Consider the following 20,186-nt stretch of genomic DNA (forward strand, 5'->3'; position numbering starts at 1 on the left):
ATGTCTTACTCGGTCCGCCCCATGCAGGTCGGCGAGGAAGCGGCGGTCGAAGCCGTCATGCTCGCGTCAGTTCGCACGCTGGGGCTGCGCGGTTATGCTCCGGAACAGGTCGAAGCATGGGCTGGCCGCGCGCAACTCTTTCGCATCGGACCACGAATCGAAGCGGGCGCGAGCGTACTCTTGGCAAGCGAAGATAGCGGGGAACCGGTCGCCTATGCGCTGATCGAGCCCGACGGTCATTTCGATCATCTTTATTGTCATCCAAATCATGCCGGACATGGTTTGGGAACGCGGCTGATAGAGGCGGCCGAGAACCTCGCCCGACAGCGGGGTATCAAACGGCTATTCACCGAGGCAAGCGAACTCGCCCGGCCGGTATTCGCCCGCGCCGGATATGTGGAACTGCACCGCCGCGATCTTGAGATCAACGGCGTTGCAATTCACAACTTCGCGATGGAAAAACGGATCAGATGAACTGGATCTTGTCGACAAGGTAGAACTTGTCGCCCGAAGGGACAGTGACTTCGATCTCGTCGCCCTTGCTCTTGCCGATCAGGGCACGCGCGAGTGGCGAGTTATAAGAAATACGCCCACTGCCGGCATCGGCTTCGGTCTCACCCACGATCTGGTACTTGACCGGCTTGTCGTGGTCATCGAGCAGCGTGATCGTTGCGCCGAAGACGATCTTGTCGCCCGATAACGTCTTGGGATCGATGATCTGCGCGCGGCTGACCTTGCTTTCGATGTCGCCGATCATGGCCTCGACCTGGCCCTGGCGTTCCTTGGCCGCATGATATTCGGCATTCTCGGACAGGTCGCCATGCGCGCGCGCCTCTTCGATGGCTTCAACGATCTTCGGCCGCTCGGCGCGCAGGGCCTTGAGTTCGGTCGTAAGCCGCTCATAGCCTTCCGCCAGCATCGGAACCTTATCCATCAATCCAACCTCGTGTCTGTCGTCCGTTTCACGACAATTCGAAGCCCTGCCGCGCCTCTCAGCGGCTGATCAACGGTTCGAATGTCGGGAAAGGAGGTGAAAGTTTCAGCTATAATAGTCTTGTAGTGGTCGGACTTCAAGCGTCTCTGGCGCAACTGCCCTGATCGAGTGCGCCGCGGCGAGCGATGCCGCCGCCGTGGTGTAGTAGGGGATCTTCTGTTCCAGCGCCGAAGCGCGGATCGATTTCGAGTCGATAAGTGACTGCCAACCCTCAGTGGTATTGAAGACCAGATCCACCTCGCCATCGACGATCTTGTCGACGATATGCGGTCGTCCTTCGGCAACCTTGTTCACGCGCTGAACCTCGAGACCCTGCTCCGAAAGGTACTTCTGCGTTCCGCCCGTGGCGATGACCTTGAACCCTTGCTCGATCAGGTCGCGGACGGCAGACACAATCTGTTCCTTGTCGCCCGATTTTACCGAAACGAAGAGCGTGCCCGAACGCGGAAGGATGGAGCCGGCGCCCATCTGCGACTTGAGGAAAGCGCGCGGGAAATCCTGATCAATTCCCATGACTTCGCCGGTTGATTTCATTTCCGGTGTCAACACCGGATCAGAGCCGGGGAAGCGATTGAACGGGAACACCGCTTCTTTCACAGCCATATAGGGCAGTTCGCGCCGGAACGGCTCGAAATTGGCCAGTTTCTCTCCCGCCATCACGCGGCTTGCAATCTTGGCAACGGGCTGACCGATCGCCTTGGCAACAAAGGGCACGGTGCGGCTGGCACGCGGGTTGACCTCGATCAGGTAAACCTCGCCGTCTTTCACAGCGAACTGGACGTTCATCAGTCCCAAAACGCCGAGATTGGTCGCGAGTGCTTCTGCTTGCCGTTCCATTTCAGAGACGATTTCGTCCGGGAGACTATACGGCGGGATGGTGCAGGCGCTGTCACCAGAATGGACGCCCGCTTCCTCGATATGTTGCATTACGCCCGCGACGCGAACTTCATCACCATCGCAGATCACGTCGACATCGCATTCGATCGCATCGCGCAGGTACTGGTCGACCAGCACCGGGCTATCGCCCGAGACATTCACCGCGGTGTTGATGTAGTCATCGAGCTGCGCTTCGCTGTCGACGATTTCCATCGCCCTGCCCCCAAGGACGTAGGACGGGCGCAGCAGAACCGGATAGCCGATCGATTTGGCCACGGCGGCGGCTTCGTCGCGGCTACGCGCGATCCCGTTGGCGGGTTGTTTGAGGCCCAGTCTGTTTACCAGTTTCGCGAAGCGTTCGCGGTCTTCCGCGAGATCGATCGCATCGGGCGAAGTGCCGAGGATTGGAATGCCGTTGTCTTCCAGCGCCTGTGCCAGCTTGAGCGGCGTCTGCCCGCCGAATTGGACAATGACGCCGACCAGTTCGCCCTTCGACTGCTCAACTCGCAGGATCTCGAGCACGTCTTCCTCGGTCAGCGGCTCGAAATAGAGCCGGTCCGAAGTGTCGTAATCGGTGGAAACCGTCTCCGGATTGCAGTTGACCATGATTGTTTCGAAACCCGCTTCCGCGAGCGCGAAGCAGGCATGGACACAGCAATAGTCGAACTCGATCCCCTGCCCGATTCGGTTTGGCCCGCCGCCCAGGATCACGATCTTCTTGCGGTCGGACGGATCGGCCTCGTTCTCGGGGTCGCCGAAGCTTGGCGCTTCGTAGGTCGAATACATGTAGGGCGTGATTGCTTCGAACTCGGCGGCGCAGCTGTCGATCCGTTTGTAAACCGGATGGACCCCCAGCTTCTCGCGGAGATCGCGCACTTCCTGCTCGCTTGTCGCTCCGGCCATCGCGCGCAAGGCATCGTGCAGCAGGCCCGAACGGCGCGCCTGCGTTTCGGCAAGACCGCCCGCGACGCCCACCGAGCGCACGGCCAATGTCGCCAGCCGCTTGTCGGAAAAGCCCATCGATTTGAGCCGCCGCATTTCCTGCGCTGTGCCAGGAAGGCCATTGTGGCTGATCATCTGCTCTTCGTAGATGATCGCTTCGATCTGGCGCAGGAACCACGGATCGTAGCTGGTTATCGCGTGGATTTCCTCCACCGTCATGCCTTCTCGAAAGGCCTGCCCGACCTTGAGCAACCTGTCGGGTGTGCGCTGCGAAAGCGAAGCGGTCAGGACATCGCGCGAGACGCCTTCGAGCTCGGGCATCCGGTTGAACCCGTCCAGCCCCGTTTCGAGACCGCGCAAAGCCTTCTGGCAACTTTCCTGGAAATTGCGGCCAATCGCCATCACTTCCCCGACCGACTTCATCGCGGTGGCGAGTTCGTTCTTCGCCCCTTTGAACTTCTCAAACGCAAAGCGCGGGATTTTAGTGACGACGTAGTCGATTGTCGGTTCGAAACTGGCCGGGGTAGCGCCGGTGATCTCGTTGGTGATCTCGTCGAGCGTGTAGCCCACCGCCAGCTTCGCCGCGACACGGGCAATGGGGAACCCCGTGGCCTTGGAAGCCAGCGCGGAAGAGCGCGAGACGCGCGGGTTCATCTCGATCACGATCAGGCGGCCGTCTTCCGGATTGACCGCGAACTGCACATTCGATCCGCCGGTCTCGACGCCGATCTCGCGCAGCACCTCGATTGAGGCGGTGCGCATGATCTGGTATTCCTTGTCGGTCAGCGTCAGCGCCGGCGCAACGGTGATAGAATCCCCCGTATGCACGCCCATCGGATCGACATTCTCGATCGAGCAGATGATGATACAATTGTCGTTCTTGTCGCGAACGACTTCCATCTCGTATTCTTTCCAACCGAGCAGCGATTCCTCGATCAGCACTTCGGTGGTGGGTGAGGCATCGAGCCCTTCGCGCACGATCCGCTCGAACTCGGCCTTGTTATAGGCAATCCCGCCGCCGGTGCCGCCCAGCGTGAAGCTGGGACGAATAATTGACGGCAGGCCCGTCGTTTCCAGCACCTTGAGCGCATCGTCGACCGAATGGGCGATCCCGCTGCGCGCGCTTTCGAGGCCGATCTTGTCCATTGCGTCGCGGAACAGCTGGCGGTCTTCCGCCTTGTCGATCGCCTTGGCATCGGCGCCGATCATCTGGACGCCGTATTTCTCAAGCACACCCATCTTGTTGAGCGAGAGCGCGCAGTTGAGCGCGGTCTGCCCGCCCATCGTCGGCAGGACTGCGTCGGGCCGCTCCTTCTCGATGATCTTGGCGACGATCTCTGGGGTGATCGGCTCGACATAGGTGGCGTCGGCGAACTCGGGATCGGTCATAATCGTGGCCGGGTTGGAGTTGACCAGGATCACCCGGTAGCCCTCCTCCTTCAGCGCCTTGATCGCCTGCGTGCCGGAATAGTCGAACTCGCAGGCCTGGCCGATAATGATCGGGCCAGCGCCAATGACGAGGATGGAGGAGATGTCAGTGCGTTTGGGCATCTAAATCAAGCCATTGTTATTAATTGAATAATTGCGATAGTATTTAGAAATGCGCATAGGTACTTGTTGTTGAGAATCTCGACAATCTCACGCCAAGACGGATCAGGCGCATCCAGAAGCTGCTGGACGGCTCGGGTTCTTGCTAGGAGATTTTGTTTCTCTCGATCCGTCAATTCAGACTGCTGAATCGCAGTCGCCAGCTCAATAATCTTGGCTCTTATTGTGGCCTTACCAGCGTCATCGATGCGTTCATCAACATCAGTCCAACTAACCTCCCGTAGTTCTGCTTGAGAATAGGGATCGGAGCGCTCGCCAGTTTGTGTGCGCTTATATCCTTCAAAGACAGACTCGTAATACTTCGGGATTTGCTGGGAATCGGCGTAGATTTCATTCTTCGCGAGAACTGCCCCACGCAAGTCATTGTACGCTTGAGCTTTGAACTTGTACACGGTCTGGGCGAATGGAATCTTCTTGATGCTAAAGACATCGTGCGAGACAAATTCGTGAAACAAGTCTTCAGCCAGTCTGCGACTATCCAGAATCGACGCCCCCGCTGCACTCTCAAGTGCACCTTGAACTGAGCCCTCGAGACGAGAAACTAGGGATTCGCTTTCGACGAAGTCATTTGGCAACGTCAACTTGGCAAGTACGTGATAGATGAAGGTTCTACCTATCTCGTCGATGCTAGGATCATTCACCCCAGCATCCCCACGAATTTCTCGAACAGGTAGAAGCTGTCCTGCGGGCCGGGTGAAGCCTCGGGGTGATACTGCACACCAAAGGCGCGTTTGCCCTTGATCGCGATGCCGCAATTGGAGCCATCGAACAACGAGACATGCGTCTGCTCGACGCCATCGGGCAGTGTGTCGCCATCGACCGCGAAGCCGTGGTTCATACTGGTGATCTCGACCAGACCGGTGGTGTCGCCCCACCCTGCTCCTACGCGCTGAACCGGATGGTTCGCGCCGCGGTGGCCCTGGTGCATCTTGGTAGTCTTGGCCCCTGCCGCGAGCGCGAGCATCTGGTGACCGAGGCAGATGCCGAACAGTGGGATATCCTTGTCGAGCAGGCCCTTGATCACCGGCACCGCATACTCGCCCGTCGCCGCCGGATCGCCCGGCCCGTTGGAGAGGAACACGCCGTCCGGCTTCAGCGCCAGCACGTCATCGAGCGATGTCTTCGCCGGGACAACTGTCACCTTGGCGCCCGCCGCCACGAGGTTGCGGAAGATATTGTCCTTCGCGCCGTAATCGATCGCGACGACATGCGGGCGGTCTCCCGAGCCCCCCGTTCCTAGCGTGCGGTAGCCTTCGCCCAGCGCCCAGTCTGCGCCGGCCCAATCCTCCAGCGCTTCGCGCGTCACACGCTGCGCGAGGTCCATCCCTTCGAGCCCGGCCCATTCCTGCGCGCGGGCCTGCAACGACTTGAGATCGAACTTGCCCTTGGGATCATGCGCGATCACCGCATTGGGCGCGCCGCTCAGCCTGATCCGCCGTGTCAACGCGCGCGTATCGACGCCCGAGATGCCGATCTTGCCATTGGCCGCCATCCACTCGGTGAAGCCTTGTGCGCTGCGAAAGTTGCTCGGCGCGGTGACGTCTTCGCGCACCACGCAGCCGAGCGCTCCCTCGACGTTGGACTCGATGTCTTCGGGGTTCGCGCCGACATTGCCGATATGCGGAAAGGTAAAAGTGACGATCTGCGCCGCGTAGCTCGGATCGGTCATCACTTCCTGATATCCGGTCATCGCGGTGTTGAAGCAGACTTCCCCCACCGCATCACCGCTCGCCCCGAAACCGCGCCCCCAGATCACCGAACCATCCGCCAGAACAAGGACTCCCGTCGCGCCGTCAGGCTGCGCAGGGGCTTTGGCGGATAGGGCCATGGGGGCTCTCCGAATAAGGGGTTTCCGGCAATGTCGCTAAGACCCACCCGCTAAGCATACGCGGGTGCTGCGTCAACACGCATCCAGTGGATATGTCGACTATTTCCGCGACAATCCCTATCTCGCCCACAACATTCCATTTCCCAGACCCATTTCGAGGACCGGACCATGCCCGAAGCCAGCCTACGCGACGATATCAAGAGCGCCACCATCACTGCCATGAAAGCCGGTGAAAAGGAGCGTACCGCTGCGCTCCGCTTGATCTCCGCCAAGATCAAGGATCGCGATATCGAAGCGCGCACGGGCAAGGCGCCTGACAATGACGATGAACTGGTCACCGAAGTACTGCAGAAGATGGCCAAGCAGCGCCGCGAATCGATCCAGATGTACGAGGATGGCGGACGGCAGGAGCTGGCCGATCAGGAGAAGGCCGAGCTGGCGGTAATCGAGGAATTCCTTCCCGCGATGATGGACGAAGCCGCTACCAAGGCTGCGATCGAGCAGGTCAAGGCCGATGTCGGTGCCGAATCGATCAAGGACATGGGCCGCGTGATGGGCGAACTGAAAAAGCGCCATGGCGCCGAGCTCGACATGGGTCTGGCAAGCGGGCTGGTGAAGGCAAGTTTCGGCTAGTCCACAAGGCTGTCACCAGAACGGGCTGTCGCTTCGCTCGACACGCGCGTAGATGGTGTGCAGTAACGCATCATGCTGAGTCCCCAATGGCTTGATGAACTGCGCGCGCGCGTCACGCTTTCGAGCGTGATTATGCGCACGACCAAGCTCCAGCGCGCGGGGCGCGAATGGAAAGCCTGCTGCCCGTTCCATAACGAAAAGACGCCGAGCTTTACCGTCAGCGACGAAAAGGGCTTTTACCACTGCTTCGGCTGCGGCGCGCATGGCGATGTGATCCGCTGGATGACCGACCAGCGCGGGCTCGAATTCATGGACGCGGTTAAGGAACTGGCGGCGGAAGCCGGGATGGACGTCCCTCGCCCCGATCCGGTTGCTGCCCAGCAGGCCGAAAGACGCGCCAGCCTCGTCGATGTGACCGAGGCGGCGCAGAAATGGTTCGTCCAGAACCTGCATGGTGAAGCCGGCCAGCATGCAGCCGACTACCTACGCTCGCGTGGTTTCAAGAAGCGCATCGTTGAGCAATTCGGCTTCGGCTATGCGCCGGACAGCAAGGTCGCGCTCAAGGGCGCGCTTTCGGATTTCGACGAGCAGATGCTGGTCGAATCGGGAATGCAGATCTCAGTCGACGACAAGGCGCCCTACGATCGGTTCCGTGACCGGCTGATGCTGCCAATCCAGGACACGCGTGGACGGGTGATCGCATTCGGGGGACGCATACTCGAAAGCCGAGACGGCGTTGCGAAGTATCTAAACTCGCCCGACACCCCGCTCTTCGACAAGGGGCGCACGCTCTACAACCTCCACCGCGCCGGGCCGGTCAGCCGCCAGAGCGACCGGATGATCGTGGTCGAAGGCTATATGGACGTGATCGCGCTTGCGAATGCGGGGATCGAGGACGCGGTCGCGCCGCTCGGCACCGCGCTGACCGAGATGCAGATCGAGCTGCTTTGGCGGATGGTCGATGCGCCCATCCTCTGCTTCGATGGCGACAATGCCGGACAGCGCGCCGCCATGCGCGCCATCACCAGAGCGCTTCCCATGCTGCGCCCGGGGAAGAGCCTGCAAATCGTGCGCCTGCCAGCGGGAATGGACCCCGACGACCTGATCAATGAACGAGGCCCAGCGGCCATGGCGGACCTGCTCCAGCGATCCTCCAGCCTGCTTGAAACCTTGTGGCTGTTCGAACGCGATGCACAGGTCCTCGAAACGCCCGAAGACAAGGCAGGCCTGAAGGCGCGCCTGCTCGCGCATGTCGATACAATCGAGAACCAGGATATCCGCTCTCTTTATCGCCGCGACCTGCTCGATCGCTTCTCCGCTTTCGCTTACCCGCCGCGCGAGCGCTCGGCCTTCTCCGGTAAGGGCTGGCAAGGCGGTAAGAAGTCTGCCCCTGGCAAGCTATCGCCAGAAGTTGCAGCACGGCTTCGCTCAGCCTCTTCCGGCGGCGCGCGAGGCGAGTTGGCAGGCGCGGTCGTCGCCGGTTTACTCCGCTTTCCGGACGTGGCGCTGGCCCATGCCGAAGCATTGTCCCACTACGCCGCGAGTGATCCCAAATTCGGTCCCGCGATAGATTCTGCACTCGAGGCTGCAGAAATGCTTGATCCCGACGGCATTCTCCCCATATCGGGCGACATCGGCCAACCTGCGCCACCGGATAAAACCCGCTTCGCCTTCCTCCAGGAAGGATATGATCCGGACTGTGCTCGTGAGGACCTGGCTGAAGCCGTATCGCTCCTGGTCGAAAGGCCTGCGCTGGAAGCTGCCCTGTCTGCAGCCACTGCGCGGTTCGAAACAGACCCTGAAGGTGCTTTTGCCGAGCAGCAACGTCTGCTCAAGCTAAAGCTGGAATTCGAGGCGCGACTAGGGCAAATGGCGAGCAATCGGGCTGCACGTGCAGCCAGCAGTGATTCAGATCTCCCGCCAGCGGAATTGCAGGCGGAAGAACAACAGATGGACTAAACCGGGTTTATGGCCACCAAATCCAAGGCAAACGAGAACGACGACGCTCCGTTGATCGATCTCAATGAAGCTTCGATCAAGAAGCTCATCACCAAGGCGAAGAAGAAGGGCTACGTCACCTATGACGAGCTCAACGAAGCGCTGCCGCAAGGCGAGATGAGTTCCGACCAGATCGAGGATATCCAGTCGGCATTGTCGGACATGGGCGTCCAGATCGTCGAGAATGACGAGGAGGCCGAAGCCGCCAAGGAAGACGAGGTCGAGGAAATCGCCCCCGCTCCGAGCAAGGACGGCAAGGCCCCGGCAACTGTCGCTCCGAAGAAGAAGGAAACGGTCGACCGGACGGATGATCCGGTTCGCATGTACCTGCGCGAAATGGGCGCAGTTGAACTGCTCAGCCGCGAAGGCGAGATTGCCATCGCCAAGCGGATCGAAGCCGGCCGCGATATGATGATCATGGGGCTGTGCGAAAGCCCGATCACCTTCCACGCCATCATCCAGTGGTCCGAAGCCCTCAACGCAGAAGAAATGCAGCTACGCGAGATTCTCGATCTCGACGCGATGCTTTCCAAGGAACCTCCGGTCGACAAGATGGAGGAAGAGAACGAAGACGATTCGGGCGAGATCAGCGAAGAGACCGCCGGTCCCACGATTCGCGACGACGATGACGACGACAGCGATGATGATAATAGCGAAAGCGAAGGAGGCGAAGACGGCGAAGGCACTTCCGCCAAGAAGGAAGAGGACGAAGACGAGGACAACACCCTCAGCCTTGCCCAAATGGAAGCCACGCTGAAGCCGGACGCGATCGATACTTTTGCCCGCATCACCCAGCTGTTCAAGAAATTTGAAAAGCTGCAGGCCGAACGTGTCGATACACTTGGCCGTGGCGACGATTTCCCGGCCGCGAAGGAAAAGCGCTACGAAAAACTGCGCGAAGAACTCACCGCCGAAGTCGAAAGCGTCCAGTTTCACGCCACCAAGATCGAATTCCTGGTCGACAACCTTTATGCCTTCAACCGCCGCCTGACCGCACTTGGCGGCCAGATGCTTCGCCTTGCCGAAAGGCACAAGGTCAAGCGCGTCGACTTCCTCAAGGCCTATATCGGCAACGAGCTCGACGACGCATGGCTCAAGGACTGGGTCAAGAAGGACAAGAAATGGGCTGCCTTTGCCGAGAAGGAAGCCGACGCGATCGAGCGGATTCGCATGGAAATCGCCGATATCGCTGCTGCGACGGGCATGAGCCTCAATGAGTTCCGCCGCATCGTGAACATGGTGCAGAAGGCGGAACGCGAAGCACGCATCGCCAAGAAGGAAATGGTCGAAGCCAACCTGCGCCTCGTGATTTCCATCGCCAAGAAATACACCAATCGCGGGCTGCAGTTCCTCGACCTGATCCAGGAAGGCAACATCGGCCTGATGAAGGCGGTCGACAAGTTCGAGTATCGCCGCGGCTACAAGTTCTCGACCTACGCCACTTGGTGGATCCGGCAGGCGATCACTCGCTCGATCGCTGACCAGGCGCGCACGATCCGTATCCCGGTGCATATGATCGAGACGATCAACAAGCTGGTCCGCACGAGCCGCCAGTTCCTGCACGAGGAAGGCCGCGAGCCGACCCCGGAAGAGATGGCCGCGCGCCTCTCCATGCCGCTGGAAAAGGTCCGCCGGGTGATGAAGATCGCCAAGGAACCGATCAGCCTCGAAACGCCGATTGGCGACGAGGAGGATTCGCATCTCGGCGATTTCATCCAGGATCCCAATGCGGTGATCCCGGTGGATGCCGCGATCCAGGCCAACCTCAAGGAGACGGTCACCCGCGTGCTCGCTTCGCTGACGCCGCGTGAAGAACGCGTGCTGCGTATGCGCTTCGGCATCGGGATGAACACCGATCACACGCTGGAAGAGGTCGGCCAGCAATTCTCGGTGACGCGCGAACGTATCCGCCAGATCGAAGCGAAGGCGCTGCGCAAGCTGAAGCACCCGAGCCGCTCGCGGAAGATGCGGTCGTTCCTGGATCAGTAGTCCAAGAAGAAAAAGCGCGTTCGATGTGCGCCTCGTGCTCTGACATGAAATTCGCGTCCGGCGGGGCGAATAATCACTCGGAACCCGCGCTCATTCTTCTCGTTGGTTCGATGAAACCTTTCAAATGAAAAGCAAAATCGAATTCAAGGAGAACACAGAATGCTGAACGCCACCGATAAACTGGCAATTCTCGAAGTGCTGGCAGCCGCTAACCGGACCGCGGATGAGAAAGATGTCGAAGGCCACGCCAACTATTACACAGATGGCGGAGTGATCGAGGGCGATATGCAGGCATCCGGCGATGCGTCGCAGTTTCGGAACGATCTAAAAGACATATTCGATGGCGAACCTGGTCTGAAGCGTCACGTCGGAACGAGCCATATCTTCGAAGAGGATGGCGACCGGGTGGTCGTGGATTCCTTGCTATTGGTTTACGAGGGCGATGACGCGCCGACCGTTGTAGCGACGGCTGATATCACCGACGAACTGGTTCGCGATGATGGGAGCTGGAAGATCGCTCGCCACAAGGTGTTGATGGATCCCGGTACGAAGAAGGCCATGGCGCAGGCTCGCGAGGAAGCCTGACAATGGTCTCTTGAAAAGACTGTCCGTCGATAGACTCACCTCGAACATCATGGCAGGGGTCTTCTCGAGAGAGGGGCCCCTGTTCTGATTCGAGGAGCCTCGCACATGCCAGCCCCCAGCCCCAAGACCCCCAAGACAATCGCAATCGTCAGCCAAAAAGGCGGATCGGGCAAGACCACGCTCGCACTGCATCTTGCCGCAGCCGCAACGCATGCCAAGAAAACTTCCTGTGTCGTGGATACCGATCCCCAAGCGACCGCCGCTGCGTGGGGTGACTGGCGCGGGGATTTTCTCCCTGTGGTGGTCACCAGCCCCCCTGCCCGTCTCGCTCGCACAATCGAGAATGCACACAAGCAGGACGTCGAGTTCGTCGTGATCGACACCCCGCCGCATGCCGAAAGCGCCATGCGCGAAGCAATCAAGGCCGCTGATCTCGTCCTGATCCCGAGCCGCCCACGCGCTTTCGATCTCCACGCACTCGAAGCCATCGCCGAAATGGTGAATTTCACCAAGACGCCCGCTTACGTGGTGCTCAATGCAGTCCCTGCAGGCGCCACCAAGCAGGTCGCCGAGGCGACTGAGGCCGCCAAGGCGCTCGGACTCAAGACCTGCCCGGTGACCTTCGGCGAACGCGCCGATTTCCATCGCTCTTCTGCCAGAGGGGAAGTTGCGGCAGAAGTCGACGCCGAGGGCAAAGCGGCTGGTGAAGCGAGCGCCCTGTGGAAGTGGACCGCGAAACAGCTAAGGGGCTAGCGACTGATCTGGCCGCAAAAACTGCGGCGACTCACCGATTGCTAAGCAGCGATGGCCGCGTGGAGGTGCCTGGATACGCAGCTGACATGGCGCATATCCGTGCCGCAGCAGCCACCGACGACTCGAAGTTTTGTGAGCCGCCTTGCCAGTTCGACATGCAATTCTCCGAACTCACCCGGATCGCCCTCGTCCAGCACCTCCGCATTATCGAGTTCGGCATGACTCAACCGTGAGGCGTTGGCCCGAACCGCGCCGATACGATCGGTCCATGGTTCCCCATTTGCAACTACATCGCGGAAGTGATCGGGATGAGCGCAATTGATCATGTAGTAAGCGGGCGCCGAACCTGTCTCCCTGTCCACCGCCGTGATCGCATCCCGCAACGTGACGCCCGTCGGTAATGTACCATCGGTTTCCAGCGTGAAGGATATGACGACCGGCTTGCCTGTCTCGTTGGCGGCACGCGCGATGCCGACGGCTTCGGGAACATTGGTCATCGTGATGGCCGAAAACATGTCGACGCCCGCTTGGGCCAACACACCGATTTGCGGCGCATGGAGCGCTTGCGCTTCAACAGCGGTCGGCAGATCCGAGGGAGAATAGCCATCGCCGCAAGGGCCGATCACACCGTTCACCAGTATCGGGTCGACACGGCCCTGCCATTCATCGCGGATCGATTGCGCAAACCGCACCGACTTGCGGCTCAGATCGAGCAATTCCTGCTCGCCGAAGCCAAGCTTTTCCGCCCATGAAACGCAGCCGCGCCAGCTGTTGGTATCCAGCACAAAACCGCTAACGGCTTGCTCTGCCAGCTTGAGAAACTCCCCGAAATAGCGCCGCATCGCCGCCTCCGCTTCCAAGTCATCGATCAGCGTGATCGCGGCGAATTCGGGTGCTTCGAAGCCTTGCTGGAAGAACAGCCACGTCTCGAACCCGCCATCGGTCAGGAATGGCCTGCTGGCGTGCATCAACTTGTCAAAAGTACTCATGGATTCCTCTAGATTTGCGTAATGCCGTGAGTATCTTCGGTTGCGACCGATTGCGCTAGCCGACTGACGGTACAGCCCCACACCTCCTTATTTTCAATTTGAATTGAGATATTTAGAGGATTCCTCCGTCATCCCGAGCAATCCTGAGACAGCAAAACCATACCAGCAGTACAGTAAGTATGTTAGTCGAGCCCGACAGGAGGAAGCGATGTCTCGCGGAAGTCAAACTCGCGCAAAAATCATGGACGTGGCGCAGCAATCGATCCTCGCAAAGGGATTCGATGGCACTTCGATCGAAGAGATCGTCGCCAATGCCGACATCACGAAGAGCGGGTTCTTTTATCACTTTCCTGACAAGAACGCTTTGGCCGAGGCGCTGATTGTACGCCACATCGAAGTGGAAGACGCGCTGTTCGACGATCTCTTCGATCGTGCGCGCGAGCTCGCCGATGATCCGCTGCAAGTCATGCTAATCGGCCTCAAGCTTCTGGCGGAGTTGATTGAGGACATGCCCGGCGGGCATCCCGGCTGCATCGTTGCGACCGCCGCCTATCAGGACAGGCTTTTTGACAAAAGCGTTCGCGCGGCCAACCGCCGCGCCATTTTGGGCTGGCGTGAAAGGTTTGGAGCCATGCTTTCCAACATCGAATGCAAGTACTCACCGAACGACGAGGTCAATCGCGAAGCGCTTGCCGACATGGTCAGTGCGGTCACGGAAGGTGGGCTAGTCATGGCACGCGGACTTGGCGAGCCACAAATAGCAGCTCAACAGGTCATGCTGCTGAGATCCTATCTCAAGCTTCTTTACACACCGGCCAGCAGCTAGGGAATCTGCCTCGCGATCCGCGGAAATTTCCAAGCCCGTAATTCTTGCCATAAGTTCGGTGATTTTCGCCAAGGTCTGCTGGCAATCGGCTGACCTTCGCTTTATGTGGCCCGCATGCGTATCGCCATAGCCTCTGACCATGCCGCCATCGACCTCAAAGCCACGCTGTGCGACTGGCTGATAGAGGAAGGCCACGAAGTTGCCGACCTCGGGCCCGATACAACAGACAGCGTCGATTATCCCGATTACGGCTACAAGCTGGCGGCTGTGGTGGCTGATGGGACCACCGAGCGCGGCATCGCGTTATGCGGATCGGGCATCGGCATTTCGATGAGCGTCAATCGCAATCCCGCTGTTCGCTGTGCGCTCGTTTCCGAACCGCTTTCAGCTGCCCTTTCACGCGAACACAATGACGCTAACTGCCTCGCGATAGGCGCGCGACTCACCGGCGTCGAAATGGCCAAGGCCTGCGTCACCGCATTTCTCGAAACCGAGTTCGGCGGAGATCGCCACCAGCGCCGCGTCGACAAACTCTCCAACCCCAGCATCTGAGTACAGATATGACCACAGACACGCTTGCGCGCCCGATGGAGGGCTTCTGGAACAACACTCTCGAGCAGGCCGACCCGGAGATTTTCGGCGCGGTTCGCGAGGAGCTGGCGCGCCAGCAGGACAAGATCGAGTTGATCGCGAGCGAGAATATCGCCTCGCGCGCCGTGCTCGAAGCAACGGGCAGCGTATTCACCAACAAATATGCCGAGGGCTATCCGGGCAAGCGCTATTATGGCGGTTGTGACTATGCCGACGTGGTCGAAACGCTGGCAATTGACCGCGCCAAGCAATTGTTCGGATGCAAGTTTGCCAATGTGCAGCCCAATTCGGGCTCGCAGATGAATCAGGCCGTGTTCCTGGCGCTTCTGAATCCCGGCGACACCTTCATGGGCCTCGATCTCAATTCAGGCGGCCACCTTACCCACGGATCGCCGGTCAACATGAGCGGCAAGTGGTTCAATCCGGTCGCCTATGGCGTGCGCCAGGATGACGAGCGCATCGACATGGACGAAGTCATGAAGATCGCGAAAGAGCACAAGCCGAAACTGATCATCGCAGGCGGTACGGCCTATTCGCGCGTGTGGGACTGGGAATCCTTCCGCAAGGTTGCCGATGAAGTCGGCGCCTACCTGATGGTCGACATGAGCCATATCTCCGGGCTTGTTGCAGGCGGAGCGCACCCCTCTCCCTTTCCGCATGCGCATGTCGTTACAACGACCACGCACAAGAGCCTGCGCGGCCCGCGTTCCGGCGTGATCCTGTGGGACGACGAGGAACTGACCAAGCCGTTCAACATGGCGGTTTTTCCCGGCCTGCAGGGCGGCCCGCTGATGCACGTCATCGCCGCAAAGGCAGTGGCATTCGGCGAAGCGCTGAAGCCCGAATTCAAGGACTATGCCGCAGCGGTGGTCGCCAATGCCCGTGCTCTGGCCGAAAGTCTGGAGGCGCATGGCCTGAGGATTGTTTCCGGCGGCACCGACAACCATTCGATGCTGGTCGATCTCACTGCCAAGGATGTGACGGGCAAAGCGGCCGAATCCGGTCTCGACCGCGCCTGGCTGACCTGCAACAAGAACGGCATCCCGTTCGACACGCGCTCGCCCTTTGTGACCAGCGGCGTTCGACTGGGGACTCCGGCCGGCACGACGCGTGGGTTTGGTACCGAAGAATTTGCCTTGGTTGGCGCGCTTATCGCCGAGGTTGTCGAAGGCCTTGCCAAGAACGGTCCGGAAGGCGATGCTCAGGTAGAAGAAAGCGTCCGCCGCCGGGTGTCCGAGCTGTGCGCCGCTTTCCCAGTCTACCCGGGAATGTAAAATGAGCGAACACAACGACCCGAACGAACCCAAGCATCAGGATCACGAACTGATCCCCGACGCCACTGCCGAGATCAAAGGCATGGCAAAGGAAGGCATGCATCATCCGTCGACCAAGCCGGTCCTTACCGGCGCTGCAGTTGGCGCGCTTGCCGGCGCAGTGCTGCCGGTGGTGACTTGGCCGGTTGGGCTGATCGCAGGCGCAGGATTCATGCTCTACAAGCGCGTTCGGCCCTGACAGAGCATTAGGACATGCGTTGCCCGTTCTGCGCGAATGAAGACAGCCAGGTAAAGGATTCACGCCCGACCGAAGATAATGCTTCGATCCGGCGGCGGCGCCAGTGCGCCAGCTGCGGCGCGCGCTTTACAACCTTCGAGCGGGTCCAATTGCGCGATGTCACGGTCGTCAAGAATGACGACAAGCGCGAGACGTTCGATCGCGCAAAGCTTGAGAATTCTGTCACGCTCGCATGCCGCAAGCGTGACGTACCGCAAGAGCGGATCGACCAGCTCGTCTCCGGCATCCAGCGTCAGGTCGAAACCGCGGGAGAAAGCGAAGTCGCATCGTCCCGCATCGGCGAGATGGTGATGGACGGACTGCGCCAGATCGACAGCGTCGCCTATATCCGCTTCGCCAGCGTCTACCGCGATTTTACCGAGGCCAAGGATTTTGAGGAGTTCGCGAGCAGCGTGCGCGATGTCGCCGAAGATCAGGGGTCTGATGTCTGAAGCGCCCATAGTTGTGCTGGTCCGGCCTCAGCTGGGCGAAAATATCGGCAAGGCAGCGCGGGCGATGCTCAACTTCGGGCTCACCGAGATGCGACTAGTGGAGCCGCGCGACGGGTGGCCAAATCCCTCCGCCGGTCCGGCCGCCTCGGGGGCGGACATCGTGCTCGACCACGCCAAGGTATACGCAAGCACAGCGGACGCGGTGGCCGATTGCGAGCATATTTTTGCCACTACCGTGCGCAAACGGGGCGTGACCAAGGATGTCGTCAACCCTCAACAAGCTGCGGATCTGATGGCCAAGCGCAAGGGGCGCTCGGCAATCCTGTTCGGCCGCGAAGCCTCGGGCCTCGAGACCGCCGATGTCGCCTTGGCGCGGGAGATCCTCACCGTTCCGATCAATCCCGACTTCGGCTCGCTTAACCTTGCCCAGGCGGTGATCTTGTGCGCCTACGAATGGTCAAAGCGTACCGATGGGCTGGTGCAACCGACGCTAGAAGAAACGCTGCCACCTGCGCCGCAGGAAGAGCTTGAAGGTTTAATCACACATTTCGAAACGATGCTCGAACCCAAAGGCTATTTCCTGCCCGAATCCCGCGCTGAAGCTACGAGACTGACGCTCCGGAATATCCTTACCCGGCCCGGATGGAATCATCTGGAAGTGAGAACCTTGCGCGGAGTTCTTACGGCCCTCGCCCGCAAACCACGCGACTAATCCTTGCGCAGGCGATCCCATTCATCAAACTCGTAAGCGATTGAAGCTTCGACGAGTTGGTCCCAGATTTGCGCAATTTCTTCGCTCGGAAGCCCCCTCGTCTCCGCACCTGCCACAGCCGCAGCGATGACTCGTGCCTTTCGATCCTCATCGCGCACCGTATCGCGATCCTGCTTGATCCGCGCTGCTGCGCGCATGTAGCCGAAACGGCGGTCAAGCAATTCAAGAAGGGCACGGTCAGTCGCATCGACACCCTCGCGGACATCGCTCATCGTTTCGCAGTGATCAGGTAACAATAGATCGGAAGTCATGGCGCAGCCCCCTGCCCCGATTGCACGGCATTGTCGAGCGTATTTGCGCCCTCGCCGCGCTATGTGTTGACCTAGGGCGCAATCCTGCTAGAGGCGCGCACGCAGATTGGCTCCGCATCCCGGTGAAGCGGCGGCCGCATGTGACAGCAGGTCATATGGTGCGTTGCCGGGTTGAAGCGCTGCCACAAGGGTAGCGACAGCAAATTGAAGGAAAGACTTATGTCAAAGCGCAAGAGCGCCAAGTACAAACTCGACCGCCGGATGGGTGAAAACATCTGGGGTCGTCCCAACTCCCCAGTCAACAAGCGTTCCTACGGCCCAGGCCAGCACGGTCAGCGCCGCAAGAGCAAGATGAGCGACTTCGGCCTGCAGCTGCGCGCCAAGCAGAAGCTCAAGGGCTATTACGGCGACGTGACCGAGAAGCAGTTCAAGCGCACATATTCGGACGCGACGCGGATGAAGGGTGACACCGGCCAGAACCTGATCGGCCTGCTTGAGCGCCGCCTCGACATGATCGTATACCGCGCCAAGTTCGCTCCGACGATCTTTGCTGCACGCCAGATCGTCAACCACGGCCACATCTATGTGAACGGCGTGAAGTGCAACATCCCGAGCCGTCGCTGCGACCTCGGTGATGTCATCAGCCTCGGCAAGAAGGCGCAGGAAATGGCGCTGGTTATCGAAGCACAAAGCCTGCCCGAGCGGGAAATTCCCGACTATGTGGTCCCCGATGGCAATGACAAGGTGACCTTCAACCGCGTTCCTTCGCTCGATGAAGTGCCTTATCCGGTTACGATGGAACCGAACCTGGTCGTCGAGTTCTACTCGCGCTAATCGGTCACTCGGTTACGAATTCATGAGGGCGGTCCCGCGGGGCCGCCCTTTTTGATTCCAAGATGGCACATGGTAGACTGCGCTCTCACCATCCATTGGAAACCATCATGTCATCAAGCGCAGCTAACTTCGTCGGCTCGATCCCCGAGAACTATGACACGGGACTGGGTCCACATATATTCGAGCCCTACGCTGCCGATTTGGTCCGGCGCGCCTGCGCAATAACGCCCACGGACATTCTCGAGCTTGCCGCAGGAACGGGAATAGTCTCGCAAGCCCTTCATGCCGCTTTGCCCCAATCAGCAAGCCTGGTCGTCACGGATCTCAACGAGCCGATGCTAGAAATTGCGCAATCCAAAATCAGCCCTGCGGCGAATGCATCTTTCCAGGCTGTTGATGCCTGCGAATTACCTTTCACGGATGCCAGCTTCGATCTGATTGTGAGTCAGTTCGGAGTTATGTTTTTTCCAGACAAAGCCAAGTCATATCGCGAGGCCGCGCGCGTACTGCGGCCCAAAGGACGCTATATGTTCAGCGTATGGGGAAGCTGGTCAGCCAACCCCTTTGCGCAGGTCACCCATCAAGTCGTTGTGCGTCATTTCCCACAGGATCCGCCCGGCTTCTACAAAGTCCCTTTTGGCTACAACGACGCGGCCGAAATTGAAGGGAATTTGCGTGCTGCCGGCTTCGCTTCTGTCGAGATAGAGACTGTCAAGTTCTCCGACCCGATTAAATCGCTCGAAGATTTCTCGCGCGGCTTGGTGTTCGGAAATCCCGTCAGTCAGGAGATCGAAGAACGCGGAGGTGACTGCAACGCGGTGCGAGATGATGTGTTTGATAAACTCGAAAGTGAACTTGGCGGTGTCCTTGAGCTCGAAGCGCTCGTGATAAACGCATTCAACGAGTGATCTGAGCACTATCCCGCCGCGCAAGGCGCAGCGACCACCAGATCATCCACACCACCGTCGCCGTGATCAGGCCGCCCCATACCCAGTAAGGGAGGAAGAGCGCATCGGCGATGACGCCGGTGTCCGAAACTATCCTGCGGCCATCCATCACACCGCCGTCGCTGAACAGGTACCCAAGGTGCAACCAGATGCTGATCGCGGCCTGAACCCCTAAAAACTCGATAGCAAAACGCTGCAATCGTGGTCGGCGCGAAAATGCGATCCAGATGCTTGCTACGGCAAATGCGGGGAGCACGATCCACCCGGTAATCGAACGCACCCAAATCAGCGTCGAGATGATCAGTGCTGCGCCCAATCCCGCCAGTGCGAGCTGGGTGGTCAGCTTGGACCGCGAAGCGATGATCATGCCCGAACCGGCAATTGCCGGGCCAAGCAGCCCAGCTGCGGCAACCAGTGCGCTGGAAATGCCCCACATCGTTCCGTTGACCGAATATTGGGCATAGCCAGAACCGTTGGAGAAGATCACCAACTGGTCGAAGTTGGCGCCGAGCATCATTGCCATCAGGCCGTGCGCCATTTCGTGATACCATGTTGCGAGCAAGGTGAATGGCATCAGCGCCAAAGTGCCGATTTCGGTCTGCCAGGCTAGGATCGTACAGATGGCAATCGCAACGATGTAGCTCTGCTCGCGCTTGGCGACTGCTTTCATTTCATCCTCTGCAAATGGGAGCCCCCACTTGGCCGGTTGGACCACGTGGCGGCCGGAGGGTTCGGGAAGCTTGTTCATTTCGCAAGCCTATCGCCGC

The 20,186-nt window shown here is 59.5% G+C and carries 21 protein-coding genes; 14 read left to right on the forward strand and 7 right to left on the reverse strand.

The window, feature by feature from the left end; all coding sequences use genetic code 11:
• Entirely contained in the window at positions 1-474 is a 474-nt protein-coding gene (locus ACEWMW_RS11780) for a GNAT family N-acetyltransferase (RefSeq protein WP_409414136.1), read from the forward strand.
• Here the strand turns inward: ACEWMW_RS11780 and greA are convergent.
• From greA to carA, 4 genes are all read right to left on the reverse strand, one after another.
• Complete coding sequence (greA, locus tag ACEWMW_RS11785) at positions 467-934, reverse strand: transcription elongation factor GreA (RefSeq protein ID WP_409414137.1); 468 nt, start codon at positions 932-934, stop codon at positions 467-469. The genes ACEWMW_RS11780 and greA overlap by 8 nt on opposite strands.
• A gap of 105 nt (positions 935-1,039) precedes the next feature.
• Positions 1,040-4,363 (reverse strand): carbamoyl-phosphate synthase large subunit, encoded by a 3,324-nt coding sequence (carB, locus tag ACEWMW_RS11790; protein WP_409414138.1) that lies wholly within the window; start codon positions 4,361-4,363, stop codon positions 1,040-1,042.
• A 5-nt stretch (positions 4,364-4,368) separates the two neighbouring features.
• Positions 4,369-5,061: a hypothetical protein gene (locus tag ACEWMW_RS11795; protein WP_409414139.1), complete on the reverse strand. Its 693-nt coding sequence runs from the start codon at positions 5,059-5,061 to the stop codon at positions 4,369-4,371.
• Positions 5,058-6,248 carry a glutamine-hydrolyzing carbamoyl-phosphate synthase small subunit gene (gene carA / locus ACEWMW_RS11800; protein WP_409414140.1) on the reverse strand — a complete coding sequence of 397 codons (1,191 nt, stop codon included), beginning with the start codon at positions 6,246-6,248 and terminating at the stop codon, positions 5,058-5,060. Before carA ends, ACEWMW_RS11795 begins: the two co-directional genes overlap by 4 nt.
• A 168-nt stretch (positions 6,249-6,416) precedes the next feature.
• Here carA and ACEWMW_RS11805 point away from each other — a divergent pair, with 168 nt between their 5' ends.
• From ACEWMW_RS11805 to ACEWMW_RS11825, 5 genes are all read left to right on the forward strand, one after another.
• The gene (locus tag ACEWMW_RS11805; RefSeq protein WP_409414141.1) at positions 6,417-6,881 is read left to right on the forward strand and encodes a GatB/YqeY domain-containing protein; all 465 of its coding nucleotides are present in this window, start codon (positions 6,417-6,419) and stop codon (positions 6,879-6,881) included.
• Positions 6,882-6,953: 72 nt separating this feature from the next.
• Positions 6,954-8,840 (forward strand): DNA primase, encoded by a 1,887-nt coding sequence (gene dnaG, locus ACEWMW_RS11810; RefSeq protein WP_409414142.1) that lies wholly within the window; start codon positions 6,954-6,956, stop codon positions 8,838-8,840.
• A gap of 9 nt (positions 8,841-8,849) precedes the next feature.
• On the forward strand, positions 8,850-10,868 hold the full coding sequence (gene rpoD, locus ACEWMW_RS11815) for an RNA polymerase sigma factor RpoD (protein ID WP_409414143.1): 2,019 nt from the start codon (positions 8,850-8,852) through the stop codon (positions 10,866-10,868).
• Between the two features lie 159 nt (positions 10,869-11,027).
• A complete protein-coding gene (locus tag ACEWMW_RS11820) occupies positions 11,028-11,453 on the forward strand; it encodes a nuclear transport factor 2 family protein (protein WP_409414144.1) in 426 nt (141 codons plus the stop codon).
• 105 nt (positions 11,454-11,558) lie between these two features.
• Positions 11,559-12,206 (forward strand): AAA family ATPase, encoded by a 648-nt coding sequence (locus tag ACEWMW_RS11825; protein ID WP_409414145.1) that lies wholly within the window; start codon positions 11,559-11,561, stop codon positions 12,204-12,206.
• A 41-nt stretch (positions 12,207-12,247) separates the two neighbouring features.
• Here ACEWMW_RS11825 and ACEWMW_RS11830 read toward each other — a convergent pair whose 3' ends face one another.
• Positions 12,248-13,195 carry a homocysteine S-methyltransferase family protein gene (locus ACEWMW_RS11830; protein WP_409414146.1) on the reverse strand — a complete coding sequence of 316 codons (948 nt, stop codon included), beginning with the start codon at positions 13,193-13,195 and terminating at the stop codon, positions 12,248-12,250.
• Between the two features lie 208 nt (positions 13,196-13,403).
• Between ACEWMW_RS11830 and ACEWMW_RS11835 the strand changes: the two genes are divergently transcribed.
• The 6 genes from ACEWMW_RS11835 to ACEWMW_RS11860 all read left to right on the forward strand — a co-directional run bounded on the left by ACEWMW_RS11835 (position 13,404) and on the right by ACEWMW_RS11860 (position 17,327).
• The gene (locus ACEWMW_RS11835) at positions 13,404-14,021 is read left to right on the forward strand and encodes a TetR/AcrR family transcriptional regulator (RefSeq protein ID WP_409414147.1); all 618 of its coding nucleotides are present in this window, start codon (positions 13,404-13,406) and stop codon (positions 14,019-14,021) included.
• 114 nt (positions 14,022-14,135) lie between these two features.
• Complete coding sequence (rpiB, locus tag ACEWMW_RS11840) at positions 14,136-14,573, forward strand: ribose 5-phosphate isomerase B (protein ID WP_409414148.1); 438 nt, start codon at positions 14,136-14,138, stop codon at positions 14,571-14,573.
• Positions 14,574-14,581: 8 nt separating this feature from the next.
• Positions 14,582-15,886, forward strand: coding sequence for a serine hydroxymethyltransferase (glyA, locus tag ACEWMW_RS11845; protein WP_409414149.1), 1,305 nt, complete (start codon positions 14,582-14,584; stop codon positions 15,884-15,886).
• 1 nt (position 15,887) lies between these two features.
• Entirely contained in the window at positions 15,888-16,124 is a 237-nt protein-coding gene (locus tag ACEWMW_RS11850) for a hypothetical protein (RefSeq protein ID WP_409414150.1), read from the forward strand.
• A gap of 14 nt (positions 16,125-16,138) precedes the next feature.
• Positions 16,139-16,615: a transcriptional regulator NrdR gene (gene nrdR, locus ACEWMW_RS11855; RefSeq protein WP_409414151.1), complete on the forward strand. Its 477-nt coding sequence runs from the start codon at positions 16,139-16,141 to the stop codon at positions 16,613-16,615.
• A complete protein-coding gene (locus tag ACEWMW_RS11860) occupies positions 16,608-17,327 on the forward strand; it encodes an RNA methyltransferase (RefSeq protein ID WP_409414152.1) in 720 nt (239 codons plus the stop codon). Before nrdR ends, ACEWMW_RS11860 begins: the two co-directional genes overlap by 8 nt.
• Here ACEWMW_RS11860 and ACEWMW_RS11865 read toward each other — a convergent pair.
• Complete coding sequence (locus ACEWMW_RS11865) at positions 17,324-17,638, reverse strand: chorismate mutase (RefSeq protein WP_409414153.1); 315 nt, start codon at positions 17,636-17,638, stop codon at positions 17,324-17,326. The two genes, ACEWMW_RS11860 and ACEWMW_RS11865, sit on opposite strands and share 4 nt — an antisense overlap.
• Before the next feature lie 219 nt (positions 17,639-17,857).
• Here ACEWMW_RS11865 and rpsD point away from each other — a divergent pair, with 219 nt between their 5' ends.
• Together rpsD and ACEWMW_RS11875 are read left to right on the forward strand one after the other, a co-directional pair.
• The gene (gene rpsD / locus ACEWMW_RS11870; protein WP_409414154.1) at positions 17,858-18,472 is read left to right on the forward strand and encodes a 30S ribosomal protein S4; all 615 of its coding nucleotides are present in this window, start codon (positions 17,858-17,860) and stop codon (positions 18,470-18,472) included.
• A gap of 107 nt (positions 18,473-18,579) precedes the next feature.
• Entirely contained in the window at positions 18,580-19,380 is an 801-nt protein-coding gene (locus ACEWMW_RS11875; protein ID WP_409414155.1) for a class I SAM-dependent methyltransferase, read from the forward strand.
• On the opposite strand, the gene ACEWMW_RS11880 is transcribed toward ACEWMW_RS11875, so the two are convergent.
• On the reverse strand, positions 19,370-20,167 hold the full coding sequence (locus tag ACEWMW_RS11880; protein WP_409414156.1) for a M50 family metallopeptidase: 798 nt from the start codon (positions 20,165-20,167) through the stop codon (positions 19,370-19,372). The two genes, ACEWMW_RS11875 and ACEWMW_RS11880, sit on opposite strands and share 11 nt — an antisense overlap.
• Positions 20,168-20,186 lie beyond the last annotated feature (19 nt).

It is taken from the genome of Litorerythrobacter xanthomarinus, assembly GCF_046254955.1.
Classification (GTDB): Bacteria; Pseudomonadota; Alphaproteobacteria; order Sphingomonadales; family Sphingomonadaceae; genus Qipengyuania_C.

Excerpts from the sequence above, each read along its gene's own strand:
- carA (WP_409414140.1), bottom strand. The coding sequence starts at position 6,248 with ATGGCCCTATCCGCCAAAGCCCCTGCGCAGCCTGACGGCGCGACGGGA.
- rpsD (WP_409414154.1), top strand. The coding sequence starts at position 17,858 with ATGTCAAAGCGCAAGAGCGCCAAGTACAAACTCGACCGCCGGATGGGT.
- ACEWMW_RS11875 (WP_409414155.1), top strand. The coding sequence starts at position 18,580 with ATGTCATCAAGCGCAGCTAACTTCGTCGGCTCGATCCCCGAGAACTAT.
- ACEWMW_RS11805 (WP_409414141.1), top strand. The coding sequence starts at position 6,417 with ATGCCCGAAGCCAGCCTACGCGACGATATCAAGAGCGCCACCATCACT.
- ACEWMW_RS11825 (WP_409414145.1), top strand. The coding sequence starts at position 11,559 with ATGCCAGCCCCCAGCCCCAAGACCCCCAAGACAATCGCAATCGTCAGC.
- ACEWMW_RS11830 (WP_409414146.1), bottom strand. The coding sequence starts at position 13,195 with ATGAGTACTTTTGACAAGTTGATGCACGCCAGCAGGCCATTCCTGACC.
- greA (WP_409414137.1), bottom strand. The coding sequence starts at position 934 with ATGGATAAGGTTCCGATGCTGGCGGAAGGCTATGAGCGGCTTACGACC.
- nrdR (WP_409414151.1), top strand. The coding sequence starts at position 16,139 with ATGCGTTGCCCGTTCTGCGCGAATGAAGACAGCCAGGTAAAGGATTCA.
- ACEWMW_RS11835 (WP_409414147.1), top strand. The coding sequence starts at position 13,404 with ATGTCTCGCGGAAGTCAAACTCGCGCAAAAATCATGGACGTGGCGCAG.
- ACEWMW_RS11850 (WP_409414150.1), top strand. The coding sequence starts at position 15,888 with ATGAGCGAACACAACGACCCGAACGAACCCAAGCATCAGGATCACGAA.
- ACEWMW_RS11780 (WP_409414136.1), top strand. The coding sequence starts at position 1 with ATGTCTTACTCGGTCCGCCCCATGCAGGTCGGCGAGGAAGCGGCGGTC.
- glyA (WP_409414149.1), top strand. The coding sequence starts at position 14,582 with ATGACCACAGACACGCTTGCGCGCCCGATGGAGGGCTTCTGGAACAAC.
- ACEWMW_RS11880 (WP_409414156.1), bottom strand. The coding sequence starts at position 20,167 with ATGAACAAGCTTCCCGAACCCTCCGGCCGCCACGTGGTCCAACCGGCC.
- ACEWMW_RS11865 (WP_409414153.1), bottom strand. The coding sequence starts at position 17,638 with ATGACTTCCGATCTATTGTTACCTGATCACTGCGAAACGATGAGCGAT.
- rpoD (WP_409414143.1), top strand. The coding sequence starts at position 8,850 with ATGGCCACCAAATCCAAGGCAAACGAGAACGACGACGCTCCGTTGATC.
- rpiB (WP_409414148.1), top strand. The coding sequence starts at position 14,136 with ATGCGTATCGCCATAGCCTCTGACCATGCCGCCATCGACCTCAAAGCC.
- ACEWMW_RS11860 (WP_409414152.1), top strand. The coding sequence starts at position 16,608 with ATGTCTGAAGCGCCCATAGTTGTGCTGGTCCGGCCTCAGCTGGGCGAA.
- ACEWMW_RS11820 (WP_409414144.1), top strand. The coding sequence starts at position 11,028 with ATGCTGAACGCCACCGATAAACTGGCAATTCTCGAAGTGCTGGCAGCC.
- carB (WP_409414138.1), bottom strand. The coding sequence starts at position 4,363 with ATGCCCAAACGCACTGACATCTCCTCCATCCTCGTCATTGGCGCTGGC.
- dnaG (WP_409414142.1), top strand. The coding sequence starts at position 6,954 with ATGCTGAGTCCCCAATGGCTTGATGAACTGCGCGCGCGCGTCACGCTT.